The 14909-nt window shown below is 67.2% G+C and carries 15 protein-coding genes; 11 read left to right on the forward strand and 4 right to left on the reverse strand.

Annotated elements, in window-relative coordinates:
* The first annotated feature begins 124 nt into the window (after positions 1 to 124).
* A complete protein-coding gene (cobS, locus tag GGD82_RS07070; RefSeq protein WP_150062079.1) occupies positions 125 to 922 on the forward strand; it encodes an adenosylcobinamide-GDP ribazoletransferase in 798 nt (265 codons plus the stop codon).
* A 28-nt stretch (positions 923 to 950) separates the two neighbouring features.
* On the forward strand, positions 951 to 1604 hold the full coding sequence (locus GGD82_RS07075) for a histidine phosphatase family protein (RefSeq protein WP_150062080.1): 654 nt from the start codon (positions 951 to 953) through the stop codon (positions 1602 to 1604).
* Positions 1605 to 1635: 31 nt separating this feature from the next.
* On the opposite strand, the gene tyrS is transcribed toward GGD82_RS07075, so the two are convergent.
* Positions 1636 to 2886 carry a tyrosine--tRNA ligase gene (gene tyrS, locus GGD82_RS07080; protein WP_150062081.1) on the reverse strand — a complete coding sequence of 417 codons (1251 nt, stop codon included), beginning with the start codon at positions 2884 to 2886 and terminating at the stop codon, positions 1636 to 1638.
* Positions 2887 to 2980: 94 nt separating this feature from the next.
* On the opposite strand from tyrS, the gene GGD82_RS07085 reads away from it, so the two are divergent.
* Positions 2981 to 4144: an anhydro-N-acetylmuramic acid kinase gene (locus GGD82_RS07085; protein ID WP_221240729.1), complete on the forward strand. Its 1164-nt coding sequence runs from the start codon at positions 2981 to 2983 to the stop codon at positions 4142 to 4144.
* A gap of 76 nt (positions 4145 to 4220) precedes the next feature.
* Here GGD82_RS07085 and dksA read toward each other — a convergent pair whose 3' ends face one another.
* Together dksA and GGD82_RS07095 are read right to left on the reverse strand one after the other, a co-directional pair.
* A complete protein-coding gene (gene dksA / locus GGD82_RS07090; RefSeq protein WP_150062082.1) occupies positions 4221 to 4637 on the reverse strand; it encodes an RNA polymerase-binding protein DksA in 417 nt (138 codons plus the stop codon).
* Positions 4638 to 4822: 185 nt separating this feature from the next.
* The gene (locus GGD82_RS07095) at positions 4823 to 5299 is read right to left on the reverse strand and encodes a flagellar assembly protein FliX (protein ID WP_150062083.1); all 477 of its coding nucleotides are present in this window, start codon (positions 5297 to 5299) and stop codon (positions 4823 to 4825) included.
* A 502-nt stretch (positions 5300 to 5801) separates the two neighbouring features.
* On the opposite strand from GGD82_RS07095, the gene GGD82_RS07100 reads away from it, so the two are divergent.
* The 7 genes from GGD82_RS07100 to GGD82_RS07130 all read left to right on the forward strand — a co-directional run bounded on the left by GGD82_RS07100 (position 5802) and on the right by GGD82_RS07130 (position 13630).
* Positions 5802 to 6941: a flagellar basal body P-ring protein FlgI gene (locus tag GGD82_RS07100; protein ID WP_150062084.1), complete on the forward strand. Its 1140-nt coding sequence runs from the start codon at positions 5802 to 5804 to the stop codon at positions 6939 to 6941.
* A gap of 1 nt (position 6942) precedes the next feature.
* Positions 6943 to 7278, forward strand: a complete 336-nt coding sequence (locus GGD82_RS07105; RefSeq protein ID WP_150062085.1) for a rod-binding protein — start codon at positions 6943 to 6945, stop codon at positions 7276 to 7278.
* Between the two features lie 29 nt (positions 7279 to 7307).
* Entirely contained in the window at positions 7308 to 8252 is a 945-nt protein-coding gene (locus GGD82_RS07110) for a flagellar protein FlgN (protein WP_150062086.1), read from the forward strand.
* 60 nt (positions 8253 to 8312) lie between these two features.
* Positions 8313 to 10526 (forward strand): flagellar hook-associated protein FlgK, encoded by a 2214-nt coding sequence (gene flgK / locus GGD82_RS07115; RefSeq protein WP_150062087.1) that lies wholly within the window; start codon positions 8313 to 8315, stop codon positions 10524 to 10526.
* A gap of 94 nt (positions 10527 to 10620) precedes the next feature.
* Positions 10621 to 12132, forward strand: a complete 1512-nt coding sequence (locus tag GGD82_RS07120; RefSeq protein WP_170284251.1) for a flagellin — start codon at positions 10621 to 10623, stop codon at positions 12130 to 12132.
* 184 nt (positions 12133 to 12316) lie between these two features.
* Positions 12317 to 12772 carry a peptide-methionine (R)-S-oxide reductase MsrB gene (gene msrB, locus GGD82_RS07125; RefSeq protein ID WP_150062089.1) on the forward strand — a complete coding sequence of 152 codons (456 nt, stop codon included), beginning with the start codon at positions 12317 to 12319 and terminating at the stop codon, positions 12770 to 12772.
* A 96-nt stretch (positions 12773 to 12868) separates the two neighbouring features.
* Entirely contained in the window at positions 12869 to 13630 is a 762-nt protein-coding gene (locus GGD82_RS07130; protein ID WP_150062090.1) for an SDR family NAD(P)-dependent oxidoreductase, read from the forward strand.
* Positions 13631 to 13642: 12 nt separating this feature from the next.
* Here the strand turns inward: GGD82_RS07130 and GGD82_RS07135 are convergent, their stop codons facing one another.
* The gene (locus tag GGD82_RS07135; RefSeq protein WP_150062091.1) at positions 13643 to 14251 is read right to left on the reverse strand and encodes an LOG family protein; all 609 of its coding nucleotides are present in this window, start codon (positions 14249 to 14251) and stop codon (positions 13643 to 13645) included.
* A gap of 239 nt (positions 14252 to 14490) precedes the next feature.
* Here GGD82_RS07135 and GGD82_RS07140 point away from each other — a divergent pair, with 239 nt between their 5' ends.
* Complete coding sequence (locus GGD82_RS07140) at positions 14491 to 14907, forward strand: DUF423 domain-containing protein (protein ID WP_150062092.1); 417 nt, start codon at positions 14491 to 14493, stop codon at positions 14905 to 14907.
* Positions 14908 to 14909: the final 2 nt, after the last annotated feature.

Raw genomic sequence — 14909 nt, forward strand, 5'->3', positions numbered from 1 at the left:
CGGATGAACGGCGAAACGAGAAACGGAGTGGTGGACCCAGGGGGAAGTCGGGTACACCCGGCGGTCCCGGCCGGCACGACCCGGACGATCCTGCCTTACCCGAAGCGAACGGAGAAATCACCCCATGGCGACCGCCCTGCCGTCCTGGATCGGAGCCCGCGTTAACGAGGTGCATCTGGCGGTCGTCTTCCTGACGCGCTTGCCCTGGTTCCGGGCCGACTGGTCGGTGTCGCTGATGAGCGCGGCCTGGGCGTTTCCGCTCGCGGGGGTGCTGCTCGGTGCCGTCTGCGGGCTGGTGGCGGGGCTCGCGATGGAGGCCGGGGCAACGCCGCTGCTGTCGGCGGTTCTGGCCGTGGGCGCGGCCACGCTGTTCACGGGGTGCCTGCACGAGGACGGGGTGGGCGACACCGCCGACGGCATCGGCAGTGGGCGCGACCGCGAACGTTCGCTAGAGATCCTGCGCGATTCCCGCATCGGCACCTACGGGTTGGTGGCGATCGTCATGACCCTGCTGATCCGCGTCTCGGCGCTGACGATGCTGCTGGAGGCCGGTTCGTGGTGGGCCGGGGCCATGCCGGCCTGGATGCTGGCGGCGGCGCTCGGGCGCGGGACCGGGCCGCTGTTCACCCGCCTGTGCCCGCCGGCGCGCGCCGACGGGGTGGGGGCGGGCGCAGGGCGCCCCGGCGCCGTCGGCACCGTCGTTGCGCTCCTGCTGCCCCTGGTTGCCGGATGCCTGACTGCATTCGGGGTGACCGGTGGACTCATGGTGCCGCTGGCGCTGGTGGCGGCCCTGGCGCCGCTGCCCTGGCTGGCCCGGCTGGCGCGCCGTCGGCTGGGCGGCTATACCGGCGATGTCATCGGAGCGGCCATTCTGATCGTGGAGTGCACGGCGCTCGCGCTGCTCGCGGTGACGTGGGTCTGACGCACAGGCAAGCGGAGAGAGAGGACGTATGACACCTTCGCCGGATCCGGCGGCGGAAACCGCCGAAACGCGCTGGTGGCTGGTGCGCCACGCGCCCGTGCCCGATCCCGAGGGCCGCATTGTCGGTGCCTCTGATCCGGATGCGCACACGGGTGATGTGGAGGAGTTGGAGGCGCTGGCCCGCAGCCTGCCGCCGCATGCGGTGCTTCTGACCACGCCGCTGCGGCGCACCGGGCAGACGGCGCGGGCGCTGGCGGCGGCTGGATTGCGCGTGCCGCGCGCGGTGGAGGATCCGGACTTGCGGGAACAGAGCTTCGGCGCGTGGGAGGGCCGCACCTGGGGCGCCCTGGCCAGCCGCGAGCCGCCGGAGCCGGGGCTGGCCGCGTTCTGGGCCGATCCCGCGCACCGCGCGCCGCCGGAGGGGGAGAGTTTCGCGGACGTCGTGGCGCGCGTGCGGGCGGCGCTGGAGCGTCACAGCACCACTTACGCCGGCCGGGACATTATCGCCGTCGTGCACGCCGGAAGCATTCGCGCCGCCTTAGCCGTCGCGCTGGACCTGGACCCAGCGGTGGCGTTGCGTTTCGCGGTGGCGCCGCTGTCGTTGACCCGGCTGGACCGGCTGGCGGGCGGGGCCTGGGCCGGGTGGCGGGTGGGCGGCGTCAACACCCTGATGACGCCCTAACCGCACCCGCCGGGGTGTTGGCCAGGGCGTTCTAGCCGACGCGAACCAGCGCGTGGTTCTTCTTGCCGGCGGACAGCTTGATCTCGCCGTCCTTCAGGTCTGCGTCCGTGATCATGCGGCCGATGTCGCCGACCGGGGCGTCGTTGAGCCGCGCGCCGCCGCCCTTGATCAGCCGCTTGGCCTCGCCGTTGGAGGCGGTGAGGCCGGCGCGCGTGAACAGCGCCGGGGCCAGCAGGCCGGCCGCCAGTTCGTCGGAGGGGACGGTGATGGTGGGCAGGTCCTCACCGACGCCGCCCTGTTCGAACACCGCCCGCGCGGTTTCCGCCGCTGCCGTTGCGGCCGCCGCCCCATGGGCCAGCGTGGTCGCCTCGTGCGCCAGGACTTTCTTGGCTTCGTTGATCTCGGCGCCGCCCAGCGCTTCCAGGCGGGCGATCTCGTCCAGCGGCAGTTCGGTGAACAGACGCAGGAAGCGGCCCACGTCCGCGTCCTCCGTGTTGCGCCAGAACTGCCAGAAGTCGTAGGTGGAGAGCTGGTCTTCGTTGAGCCAGACCGCGCCCTGGGCGCTCTTGCCCATCTTGGCGCCCGAGGCGGTGGTCATCAGCGGCACGGTCAGCCCGTACAGCGACAGGCCGTCGCAGCGGCGGCCGAGCTCGACGCCATTGACGATGTTGCCCCACTGGTCGGCCCCGCCCATCTGGAGCCGCACGCCATCGCGGCGCGCCAGCTTCAGGAAGTCGTAAGCCTGGAGAATCATGTAGTTGAATTCCAGGAACGACAGGTGCTGTTCGCGCTCCAGTCGGAGTTTCACCGAGTCGAATGTCAGCATGCGGTTGACGGAGAAATGCGGCCCGTAATCGCGCAGGAAGCCGATGTAGGACAGGTCGTCCAGCCAGTCGGCGTTGTTGACCATGACGGCTTCGGTGGGGCCGTCGCCGAAGGTCAGGTACTTTGAAAACACGCTCTTGATGCCGGCCATGTTGGCGGCGATGGCCTCATCGGTCAGCACCTTGCGGGCTTCGTCCTTGCCGGTCGGGTCGCCCACGCGGGTGGTGCCGCCGCCCATCAGCACGATCGGCCGGTGACCGGTTTTCTGAAGCCAGCGCAACAGCATAATGGACACCAGCGAGCCCACGTGCAGGCTGGGCGCCGTGCAGTCATAGCCGATATAGGCCGAGACCACCTCCTTCTTAAGCAGCGCGTCCAGCTCGTCGGCATGGGTGCAGGAATCCACGAAGCCACGCTCGTGGATAATGCGCAAAAAGTCGGAGGAAAAAGCGGTCATCGGTTGCGGTCTCGCCTCTATGATATTCACGCCCTTGCGGACAGCGAGGTCGTTTAGCACACTCCTGTAGTCCCGGAAAGCGAGGTGCTCCGACATGATTCCGTTTCCCAAGGGCTTGTCCCGCACGCCGCCGCGTCCGGTTCATGTGCCGCCCCGCGTGGTGCAGCGTGACCCGGCCGCAACATGGCTAGTGGTCGGCTTGATGAGCGGGACCTCCATGGACGGCATCGACGCCGCGTTGATCGAGACCGATGGCGAAACCGTGTGTGGGTTCGGTCCCCATATGACGGTGCCGTACGATCCCGAATTCCGGACCCGGCTGCGCGATATGCTGGGCCGGACCACGCTGGTGGACGAGGATGGTCGGCGCCTGAACCGGGATATCGCCTTGCGTCACGCCGAGGTGGTGCGTGGCCTGCTGGCCGGCAGTGATGTGACACCCGATCTGGTCGGCTTTCACGGTCACACCATCTGGCACGATCCCGTGGCGCGGTTGACCGTGCAGGCGGGCGACGCGGCCTTGTTGGCGAAGGAGTTGGGGCTGCCGGTCGTGGCCGATCTGCGGCAGGCCGACATTGCGGCGGGCGGCGAGGGCGCGCCGCTGGCGCCCGTCTATCACGGCGCGCTGGCGTCGCCGCTCGACCGTCCGCTGGCGGTGCTGAACGTGGGTGGGGTGGCCAACGTCACCTGGATCGGCAAGCGTGGCATGGACGATATGGTGGCGTTCGATACCGGGCCGGGCAATGCGCCGCTTGACGACTGGGTGTCCCGCCACACCGGCCAGCCGTACGACGAGGACGGCCGGCTGGCCGCCGCCGGTACGTTGGCCGAAGACCGGCTGCTGCGCCTGATGGACACGCCCTATTTCGCGCGCACGGCGCCGAAGTCGCTGGATCGGCGCGACTTCGACCATGTGCTGGACGTTCTGGAGGGGCTGTCGCCGGAGGACGGGGCGACCACCCTGGTGGCGCTGGTCGCGGCCGCCGTGGTGCAGGCGGAGGCGCATATGCCCTTGCCGCCGCGCCGCTGGCTGGTGACCGGCGGCGGCCGTCACAATCCGGTTCTGATGGAGACGCTGGCCGGCTGGCTGAAGGCGCCCGTCGAGCCCGTCGAGGCGGTGGGCTGGGACGGTGATGCCATCGAGGCGCAGGCGTTTGCGTTTCTGGCCGCGCGCTACCGGCGTCAGCTTCCGATCAGCTTCCCGGGCACGACCGGCGCGCCGTTCCCGATGGTGGGCGGTCGCCTGTATCGGCCGTGACGGCCCCGGACGATATAGAACCGGGTGAACCAGAACCGGGATATCCCGCACCGGCTCGCCACAAGCACGGGCGGTCTTATTCCATGCGGTGGGTGCGTTCCATGCGCTCGTGGCGCTCCTGGGCCTCCAGGCTCAGAGTGGCGATGGGACGGGCTTCCAGCCGGCGCAGGCTGATCGGCTCTTGCGTTTCCTCGCAATAGCCATAACTTCCGTCTTCGACCCGGCGCAACGCGGCGTCGATTTTGGAGATCAGTTTCCGGGCGCGGTCGCGGGTGCGCAACTCGAGCGCGCGCTCCATTTCCGCCGAGGCACGATCCGCAAGGTCGGGTTCCTGGAGACCGCCTTCTTGAAGGTGTTCCAGGGTCTCCTCGGCTTCTTTTATAAGCTCGGCACGCCATTTCAGCAGCTTATTGCGAAAGTACTCGCGCTGCAGGTCATTCATGAAGTCTTCTTCTTCACTCGGCCGGTAATCCGGCGGCAGCGTGACGCTCATAGTCCGCCTCGAATCTTTCTTGATGCTTGTCCCGATCCCCTCAGACAACGGGACAGGGCCTTCCCATGCCGGGCCGGACTATAGGCGCGCGACCGCAGGCCCGCAAGCGTTCCGGTGGAATCGGGAACGAAATGTCTGGAATCAACAGATCCGTGCTTCGGATCCATATCGGGCCGTGTATTGGATCAGGCCCCGGCGCGGGACAGCTTGGCCAGTTCTACCTCGGCGCGGAGTTCAATCTCGTCCAGCAGAGCGTCGAGTTGGCGGTCCGGCCCTTGCTCGCGCCGGGCCCGGACGGTGCGCGCCAGCTCCATGAGGCGATCTTTGGGGATGGCCCCCAACAGCAGCCCCAGGCGCACGTCCTCCAACCGCTCCAGCATGTCCTCGCCGTGCCGCATCAAGCGGTCGCGGCGCTGACGGCGGCTGGCCTCCGAGTCCGCGCCAACATCTTGAATGGACAACAAACCCTGCAAGGCGTCGACGGCGGCGGCTCCGCTCCCGGCGGGGGCGGCGTCGGCTTTGGCGGGCGCCTCCGGCCCGTCGCCAAGGACCCCGTTCAGGGCGCGTTCAAACTCAAGGGCGGCGCTGTCGGCCACACGTCCGGTCCGGCGGATCCGTCCCACACCGGTGCCGCGTCCGGGCCCTTCGATCTTCGTTGTCATGCCGCACCTCTGTTCGAACGTCCTGTTCACGCCCCACGGCCCGGTTCCGCGCGGGTGTCGGTCCGGGCATCGCGGCGCCCCGATATCGACGCTGCGAATCGTAACGCTGCCGACCCGGGGCCGGCAAGGCTTGCGGGGCGGCTGCAAAACGCGCGCCACAGACCGACAGATTACATTAGGCCGCGGCCGGGGAGGCTCAACCCCCTCATATGGCCTATGAAATTGGGATGAGGCGGGGCGGCGTCGACGGCTGAGGGGGCGGAGGGACCGAGTCGGTGTTCCGCGGCGGGGGCGGCAACTCCTGCCTGGGGGCGGCGGGAAGTGCCGGGTGTCGGCCTCGGACCCTGGCCGGAAATCCAGCGTGGTCAATGTGTTCGCTCTCTCACACTGTTGGCACGGCATTCGCATATCTGAAGGCGGGGTGGTGTCCGCGTACGGCGGTCGCCCCAAGGTTTGCGTTCTTTTTGCTTTTCTGGTCCCAGATGCCAACGGGGTCCCGAGCATGACACGGCCATGGTCCGTTTCGCGTTTTCTTGTTGCCGTGCTTGTCCTGGCGGCCTGCGCCCTGGCGTGGGTCCCGGCTGGATCGGCGTGGGCGGCCTCGCGCGTCAAGGATATTGCCAGCTTCGAAGGCGTGCGGGACAACATCCTGATCGGCTATGGCCTCGTGGTCGGCCTCAACGGCACCGGCGACGATGTGGATGACGACCCATACACGCGGGAAAGCCTGATCGGCATGCTGGAGCGGATGGGCGTCAATACCCGCGATGGCGAGATGGCCCCGGACAACTCCGCTGCCGTCATCGTGACGGCGACGTTGCCGCCGTTCGCGCGCCAGGGGAACCGCATTGATGTGACCATCAGCGCCCTGGGTACGGCCGAGAACCTGATGGGGGGCACCCTTCTCGTCACCCCGCTGCTGGGCGCGGACGGTGAAGTGTATGCGGTCGCGCAAGGGCAGGTGCAGGTCGGCGGCTTCGTCGCCCAGGGGCAGGCCGAGACCATCACCAAGGGCGTCCCGACGAATGGCCGCATTCCCAATGCGGCGATTGTCGAAAAAGAGGTGCCCTTTGAACTGGCCGGCATGGAATCGGTGAAGATCAGCTTGCGCAACCCCGACTTCACCACCGGCCGCCGCATTGCCAACGCGATCAACACCTACCTGGGCACGGAGGTCTCTGAGCCGCTGGATCCCGGGACCGTGCTGCTGCGGGTGCCGCGCGGCTATCCCGGGGGCGTGGTGGCGCTGCTGACGGATGTGGAACAGCTTCGTGTCGAGCCGGACCAACTGGCCCGCGTCGTCATCGACGAGCAGACCGGCACCATCGTGATCGGCGAGAATGTGCGCATCGATACGGTGGCCATCGCCCAGGGCAACCTGACGATTCGGGTGACCGAAACTCCTCAGGTCTCGCAGCCGGCACCGTTCTCCACCAGCGGCCAGACCGCCGTGGTGCCCCGGACCCAGATCGAGGTGGACGAGGACGAGGACAATCAACTGACCGTGGTCAATCCGGGCGTGACGCTCCAGGACCTCGTGAACGGCCTGAACGCCCTTGGGGTGGGGCCGCGCGACATGATCTCCATTCTTCAGGCCATCAAGGCGGCGGGCGCCATGCAGGCCGAAATTCAGGTGATGTAGCATGGATACGATGATCCAGGCTCAGGCCCAGAACGCCATGACACGCGCGCAGTCGACGGCGCCGGCCGGGCTCGCCGGCATTGGCGCCGCGCTGAAGGCCGGCGATATGGCCAAGGCGCGTGAAACGGCGCAGGACTTCGAGGCGTTCTTTCTGTCGCAGATGATGCAGCCCATGTTTTCCGGACTGTCGACCGAGCCGCCGTTCGGCGGTGGGCACGCGGAAAACACGTGGCGCTCGCTGTTGGTGGACGAGTACGGCAAGCTGATGGCCCGGAACGGGGGCGTCGGCATTGCTGATTCCGTGATGCGCACCATGCTGGCCGCGCAAGAGGCCTGACGCAAACGGACAGGGAAGGAGGAACGATCATGGCTGACGGACAGACGCCCAAACGCCCGACCGTGACGCCGCCCCCGGCGTTGGGGCCGGCCCGTGCCGCGACGCCCAGTACCCGTGCCACGGCCGAGGGGCCGTCCGGCGGGGCGCCGCCGCGCGTCGCGGTGGGGGTGGCCGGTCCGCCCAAGGGCCCCGGGGCAAACGCCTCTGCGCCCAAGACTCTCGCGCCGAAAGGTGTAGCCCCCAAGGGGGCGGCGCCCGAGAGCCTCGGCTCTGGCGGTGCGGGTGCGGTGTCCCCCGTCCTCGGGTCTGCGCCAGCCGGGGCGCCTGCGGGGGCACCCCGCATCGCCGTGGGACCCGCCAGAGCTGCGCCCGGTGGTGGCGTCGGTCGCGGTCAGGACGCCAGCCCGTTGCCCGGTGGCGCCGCAAAACCGGCGGCCGCTCAGGGTACAAGCCGGCCCGCCGAACACGCCCGCGCGGCGGGCACCCTGGAGCCCGGCCACACGGTGCGGGATATGCGGCGGCCGACCGGAACGGTCACGTCCAATCCCGTGGTGGCGGACGTCATGCGCGCCAGCGGGGCGCTCGTCGATCTTCTCGAGGAGGAGAACGCGGCCCTGCGTAAGCACGACATCGACACGGTGCGCGCCCTGGCCGAACGCAAGCAGAAAGCGACGCGGTACTACCGGGAGCGCATGCTCAAAATCCAGAAGGACCCGTCGGAGATCACCGAGCTTCCCGAGGACGAGCGCGATGTGGTGCGGGAAATGGCGTGCTATCTCGACTCGCATTTGGCTGAGAACGGCCGCCTGTTGAAGAGCGCCAAGGCGTGCAGTGAACGGCTGATGGGCCTGTTTGTGGATGCCGTGCGCCACACCAACGCGGACAAGGCGGCCGGCTATGCCCCCGACGGCCGCCTGAGCGAACAGAACCATAACCCGTCCCGCATGTCCTTGTCGTTCAACGAGAACCTGTAGCCTGGATGTGACCTCGCCGCGTCGGTGTCCGCCGTCGCGGTTTAACAAAGGCAGAAGCCCATGAGCATCAACCTGGCCCTCAGTTCGGCGCTCAGCGGATTGAAGACCAACCAGAAAGCCCTGGATCTGGTCTCGCGCAATATCGCGAACGTCAACACGCCCGGCTACACGAAGAAGATCTTCAACCAGGAAAGTGTCGTCCTGGCTGGGGTCGGCTCAGGTGTGCAGGTCAGTGAGATCCAGCGCCGCGTCGATTATGGCTTGATCGACGAGTTGAATCGCGAGAACGCCCAGCTTGAGAAGCTGTCGGTCAAATCCCAATTCTTCGACCAGATGCAGAATCTGTTCGGGAAACCCGCCGACAACAACTCCATTGCGCACATTATGGAGACCCTCGCCGGCGAAGTGGAAATGCTCGCGCTCGACCCGGACAAGACCGAGCAGCATATGACGGTCGTGCAGCGGGCCCAGGATGTAAGCCACAAGCTGAACAGCATGGGCGACCATTTGCAGCAGCTTCGCCTTGATGCCGACCAGGACATCCAGCGGTCCGTGCAGCGCGTGAACACGCTGTTGGAGGACATCAACGACCTCAATAAGGAGATCGCCTACACCATCGCGACCTCGCGGGACAGCACCGACCTGACGGACAAGCGCGATATGGCGGTCGCGGAGTTGCAGTCGCTGATGAATGTCACGGTCTTCACGCGGGACTCCGGGGAACTCACAGTCTACACCGAGGGCGGCGACATTCTGGTCGACCGCGAGGTGAAGCAGGTGTCGTACTCCCCCCGTTCGTCGTACTCGGCGTGGACCACGAAGGGCGGCAACGACGTTCAGGGCATCACGGTCAATGGCCACGACATCACGGAGGACATCACCGACGGCCGGATTTCGGCGCTGATCGAGATGCGGGATTCGATCCTGCCCAACTATCAGGCGCAGCTCGACGAGTTGTCCCAGGAACTGCGCGACACCGTCAACGCGGTCAACAACCGGGGCACCAGTTTTCCCAACCTGGCCACCGAATTCGTCGGGACGCGGACGTTCCTGGATTCCGCCGCCCAGACCATGCAGCTTGATGCCGATCACGACACCGTGGTCGCGCTGTTCGACGGCGACGGCAATCAGGTGGCGCAGACCACGATGAAGGACATCGTGAACCTGATCGGGGGCGGCGATCTGGAAACCCCGACCACGATCGACGATGTGGCGGCCGCCCTGCAAACCTGGCTGCAATCCGGCAGTGGCGCCACCCCGCCCGGACCGGGCTTGGGGTCGGCCACCGTGAGCGTGAACAGCGACGGCGTGCTGGATATCAAGCTGAACGACAACAGCGTCGGCCTTGCCTTCAAGGATGTGAACACCACTGCCGGCACGGATCCCGCCTCCTGGACGGCCGAGGACGCTTCCGTGACGTTCGACGCGGACGCCGATGGCAACGGGGATATTACGCACGCCGGCTTCTCGTCGTTCTTCGGTCTCAACGACGTGTTCACCGATGGTGGCCGGGCCGAGTGGGCCTGGGATTCCGGCATCAAGTCGGAGACGTGGCGGCCATTCTCCGGCGGCACTTTGAACTTCAGCAATGCGTCCGGTTTGGTCGTCGATAGCCTGACCCTAACCGGCACCGAGACCGTTGAGGAGATCGCCGCCGCCATCAATTCGGACCCCGGCCTGAAAGGGTTTCTGGAGGCCGAGGTGGTGCCGGAGGGCGAGGGCGTGCGGTTGCGCATCAAGCAGCGTGATGGCAGCGACCTGATGGTGACCCAGGCCGGGGGCGGCACGGGGCTGATGGATTCTCTCGGCCTGAAGCCCAGCAGTGCCGGCTTGGCGAATGCGGTGTCGGTGAAAAAAGAGATCGCCGACAACCCGTCTTTGCTCTCGCGCGGCGCCGTGCTCTACAACAGCGATACGAAGGAGTACACTGTCAGCTCCGGCGACAACAGCACGGCCAACGCCATGGCGGAGGCCCTGCGCGCGGGACGATCGTTCGACAGTGCCGGGGGGCAGGTGTCCACCAACAGCACGTTGAGCGACTACGCCGCGCTTCTGCTATCGCAAAACGCCAGCGCGGCGCGCGCGAATGAGACCAAGCTGGACTATCAGGTGAGCCTCGTGGATTCGCTGAGTCTGAAGAACGCGGAGATCAGCGCCGTGAACCTGGATGAAGAACTCGCGGAACTGATTGTGTACCAACAGAGCTATGCCGCGTCGGCCAAGGTCATATCGACCGTGTCCGACTTGTTCGATATTCTGAACAGCATCGTCTAAATCGTCCGGCACCGGCCGGGCGACGACCGGGATCCGGCGCAGAAGGCGCCAGCCGCCGTACGAGGCGGCGCGGAGAATGGCAGGAGTGACCGCTATGACCACACCCATCAGCACTCGGGTCGGAACCTTCGCGCAGAGGAGTTCGATGATCCAGCAGATGATGAGGCTGCAATCCCGGCTCTACGATAGTCAGTTGCAGGTCGCGACCGGGCAACGCTCCCAGACGTACACCGGGATTTCGACGGACAGCTTCCGTCTGGTCAGCGTTGAGACGGAAAAGACCAAGGTCGAGTACTACCAGAAAAGCAATGCGATTGCGCAGGTTCGCCTGGATACCATGGCGACCTCGGTCAATTCGATTCAGGACGTGCTGCACAACGTGTACAACGACCTGATCGATCTCGGGGCAGGCGATCAGAACCAGATCATCGACGAGGCTGAGGCCGACACCCTGAGCAATATTCAGAAGTTTGCCTTCTCCGCCATGAAGGATCTGGCATCCTATCTGAACGCCAAGGCGGACGGGCGGTATGTGTTTTCCGGTGGCCGCACGGACCAGCGCGCCGTGGACTTTCCCTATACGACCCTGGAGGAGTTCCAGGCCGCCTACGATGGGTCCGACATTACCTACCCGACCTCTCGTGAGGCCAATGTGCCGGATGCGAAGATCGGGCAGGATCAGCATGGGGGCCTGACCTACGGCCCCGGCGCCAACACTATCACGCCCGCGACGGCCGCCAGCACCGAGGCGCTGGTGCCCGGGACGGTGATCGAGTTGACTGATGGCGACATCACGACCCAGCGCTTCACCGTGACGGCGCGCGATACGGGGACCGGGGCGCTGACGGTCACGCCGGCCCCCTCCGGTCTGCCGGGCGCCGCCAGCGACGCGACCATCTCCGCCGTGTCGTATTATGGCGGCGACAGTCTGACGTTCGAGCATCGGGTGAGCGACGAGCGGACGCTGGATTTGGGGCTTAACGCGAAGGACGGCGCATTTGAAAAGGCCTTCCGCGCGTTGGGCATGCTGGCGCAGGGCGGCTTGAATGCGGCCGCCACGACGACGCCGGCCGCATCCACCGGGACGTTGACCTTTAACAACGCCAACGGAACCGTGACCGCCGCGACACCGGGATCGTTCTCGGGCTTGCCGATCGGCAGTTCGATCACGTTCACGGGCACCGCGAACAACGACGGTCAGCGGTACACCATCGTGTCGAACGATGGGGACACCCTCACACTGGACCCGCCCCCCGTGAACGAAGGCGCCGTGGCGGCGGACGCGGTCACGGACAATCTGGGCCGCATTGAAGAGGCCATGGCGCTGTTGAGCGACGCCACAAACCACACGTCCGCCATGCCGTCCGAGGATCCGAGCGACATAGAGCAGGTCGGGAGCCTCATCGGCTTCAATCAGGTGACGCTGGACCGCGCGATCGATGAGGCGAAAACCTTCGCGAGCTATCTCAGCATCCGTCAGACGGAGATCGAAAGCGTCGACAAGCTGGAAGCCGCGGCGAACCTCAACAACGATGCCCTGGCGTTGGAGACGGCCATGGCCAGTTTCGCGCGGATCAGCGAAGTCTCCTTGCTGTCGTACATTTAGGGCAAATCCCGGGCGACTCGGTCGGGTCGGCGCGGCCCGATGGTCCGGTGGCTCTATGGTCCGGTGGCCCCGTGGTCCGCTAGCTTCGGGCCGGGCGGTCTCTTGACCGACGGGCCGGGCCGGCCAACATCTCCGTCACTGGCGCGGGATCGGACCGCGCCCCCACGGTACGGAGGCATAAACGATGAGCGGAGGCATTCTGTCGCGCGCCCTGGGCGGTCATAAGGCGGCCGGGCGGGAGGCTGCGCCCTTTCCCGTGGACAAGCCGGAGGCGGCCTGGAAGGACGATCTGACACCCGAGCAATTCCGCGTGCTGCGCGAACAGGGCACCGAGCGGCCGTTCTCCCACCCCCTCAACGACGAGAAGCGGCCCGGCCTGTTCCACTGCGCCGGCTGTGGCACGCCATTGTTCGATGCCAGCGCCAAGTACGACAGCGGCTCGGGCTGGCCCAGCTTCTTCCAGCCGCTTGAGGGCGCCGTCGGGACGTCCACCGACCATGTGCTGCTGTCCCCGCGCACCGAGGTGCATTGCGCCCAGTGCGGTGGCCATCTTGGCCATGTGTTCGATGATGGTCCGGCCCCGACCGGGCAGCGGTATTGCATGAACGGCACGGCCTTGGCCTTCGAGCCGTCTCGTTAAAGGCGCGCGCGCCAGCCGCCCTTTCCGATCGCCCGTCTTTCCGGTAGGCAGAGCCCGAGGGATTTGGTTCACCACCGGAACAGGGATCAGACCACGATGCGAATCAAGGATCACGCCGCCGTTGTTACCGGCGGCGCGTCGGGGCTTGGCGCGGCCACCGCTCGGGTTTTGGCAGAGGCAGGGGCGCGGGTCACCGTGCTCGACGTCAACGAGGACGGCGCACGGGCCACAGCGGAGGCGATCGGCGGGCTGGGTCTCGCCTGCGACGTCACCAGCGCCGAGTCCGTGGCCGCCGCCCTGGCCGCGGCAACGGAGGCGCATGGTCCCGCCCGGTTGTGCGTCAACTGCGCCGGGGTCGTGGCCGGCGGTCGCGTGGTGGGGAAGGAGGGGGCGCATGACCTCGCCGTCTTCTCGCGGGTCATTGCCATCAACCTGATCGGCACGTTCAACGTCATGAGCCAGGCCGCCGCCGCCATGGTGGACCTGGCGCCGGAGGACGAACACGAGCGCGGTGTGATCGTCAACACGGCCTCCATCGCCGCGACGGAAGGGCAGGTGGGGCAAGCCGCCTATGCCGCTTCGAAGGGCGGGGTGGCGTCGCTGACGCTGCCGGCCGCGCGCGACCTTGCCCGCCACGGAGTGCGCGTGATGTGCATTGCGCCGGGTCTGTTCGAGACGCCGATGTTCGAGTCCCTGCCGCCCGATGTGTACGACGCGCTCATCAAGAAGACCCTGCATCCCCACCGTCTCGGCCGCCCGGAGGAGTTCGGCCGCATGGTCCGGGCGTTGGTCGAGAACCCCATGATGAACGGCAGCGTGGTGCGCCTGGACGGCGCCCTGCGGCTGGAGCCCCGATAGGGGAGGGCGCGGCTATCCCAGCGCGCGCGCGTCGCGGCCCGGAGGCGGTTCCGGGGTCGCCGGCCGCTTCGCCAGTTCCTGGGCGAGCGTGGGCAACACCGCGTCCGCGCGGTCGACGACGGTGAAGAGGCGTCGGCAGTCGGCGCCGGCGAATCCATCGCCGATGATGCGCTCCACCAGGGTCAGCAAGGGATCCCAATAGCCTCCAACGTTCAGCAGGGCGAGCGGCTTGTCATGCAGGCCAAGCTGGCGCCACGTCAGGATCTCGAACGTCTCATCCAGGGTCCCCAGGCCGCCCGGCAGGACGCAGAAGGCGTCTGCCCGCTCGAACATGCCCAGCTTGCGCGTGTGCATGTCGGTGACGATGTGCAGTTCCGGGAGCGTTTCATCGGCGACCTCGATGCGCGCCAAATGCTCCGGGATGAAGCCGGCGACATGCCCGCCGGCGGCCATCGTGGCCCGCGCCAGTTCCCCCATCAGGCCAACCCGGCCGCCGCCGAACACCAGCGTGCGGCCGGTCGCGCCGATGGCGGTGCCAAGGTGCTTTGCGGTCTCCATCAACTGGGGATCGGTTCCGGTCCGGGAGCCGCAGAACACGCACAAAGAGGTCAGCTCGGTCATGACGACGGGGTCCAGTGGAGAGGGGATGAGTCCGGCGGCGCGGGCGAGGTGTCCGTGCGCACCGTTGCGATGAGAGCCTGTTTTGTAGAGCATCCGGGAGCGAGAAAAAAGGCCGCCGGCGCCGGGCTGGGGTCCGGTCCCGTGTCCCGTCGAGGCCCGGGGGGCTGGTCATGGCCGACCGGCTGGCGCATGGTGAGCCGGTCTTACTTATGAGCGTTTGGTTTTATGGAGGTCCCCCTATGAACCCGGCTCGCCTCTGGATTGGTCTCGGCGCCGTGTTGGGTGCCCTGGCCGTGGCGCTTGGAGCGTTTGCAGCTCACGCGCTGCAAGCCACCGGCGACGCGCGGGCCGTGACCCTGGTGGAGACGGCGGCCCACTACCAGAGTACCCATGCCCTCGCCCTGGTCGGGTGCGGTCTGCTGGCGCTGGTGGCGGGGCGTGGCTCGCCGGCGGCACGGTGGGCCAGCCGTGCGGCCGCCCTTTTCCTGCTGGGCGTCGTGCTGTTCTGCGGCGCCTTGTATGGGATCGCGCTGGCGGGGTGGCCCCTGGGCGTGGTCGCGCCCTTCGGCGGCACCAGTTTCATCGTCGGCTGGTGTCTGCTGGCGGTCGCGGGCGCCAAGAGCGCGTCCGGGGACACGGTTCCGGAAAAAAGATAGGG

The sequence above is a fragment of the Roseospira marina genome (assembly GCF_014197855.1).
GTDB classification, from domain to species: Bacteria; Pseudomonadota; Alphaproteobacteria; order Rhodospirillales; family Rhodospirillaceae; genus Rhodospira; species Rhodospira marina.